The following is an 879-nucleotide window of genomic DNA, read 5'->3' on the forward strand; positions in this document are numbered from 1 at the left end:
CTACGAGGGCGCCGCCGACGGTCATGAAGCCGGCATTGACGATGCTCACCGCCGCAACGACGCGGGCGCGGCGCGCCTCCGGCGACCAGGCCTGCACGGCGGCGAAGGTCGGCACCACCAGGAAGGCGGCGGCAATGGCCATACAGGCGAGGTCGATGGCGACACGGATGGTGTTCGGGCCGGCGAAGAAGGCGGCAAGCGTCTCGGCCTTCGGCGAAGGCTGCATGCTCCAGATGGTCCAGGCCAGATGCAGACCGAACAGCGCCATCAGTGCGGTGCCGACCGGCGCGGGCAAAAGCACCATGCGGCCCTGCGACATCCAGGCGGCGATGGCCGAGCCGATGGCGATCGAGACGGCGAACACCGCGAGATAGGCGGTGACCGCGATCTCGTTGCCACCGAGCGAGTCCTTGATCATCGCCGGCAGGATCGAAAGCACGATCGCCCCGACCAGCCAGAACCACGAGGTCATCAGGCCGGCGCGCCAGATGCGCATGTCGGTGCGCAGTTCGGCGACCTGCCGCCAGGTCGAGCGGAAGATGTTCTTGTCGATGGTAAGGTTGGGTGCCGCCGAACCGGTGGCAGGGATGTAGCGGCTGGCTAGCCAGCAGCCGACGGCCGGCGCCATCATGATCGGCCCGAACACCGCGACGCCGATGCCGTCGGCGGAAACGACGCCCCCGGCGATGGTGCCGCCGAGGATCGCCGCGAAGGTGGCCGACTCGATCCAGGCATTGGCCTTGGGCAGTTCCTTGCGCTCGAGATGATCGGGCAGGATGCCGTATTTGATCGGTCCGAACAGCGCCGAGATGATGCCGAACATCAAGAGCGCCGTCATCAGCACCGGGATCGAGGACAGCGCGATGCCGACGACGGAGA

General features: G+C 67.5%; 1 protein-coding gene. It reads right to left on the minus strand.

What is annotated here, in order from left to right:
- Positions 1-879 (minus strand): MFS transporter (locus tag EOD07_RS35960; RefSeq protein WP_348627804.1); only part of this gene is annotated, 879 nt, incomplete at both ends.

It is taken from the genome of Mesorhizobium sp. M2C.T.Ca.TU.002.02.1.1 (assembly GCF_003997225.1).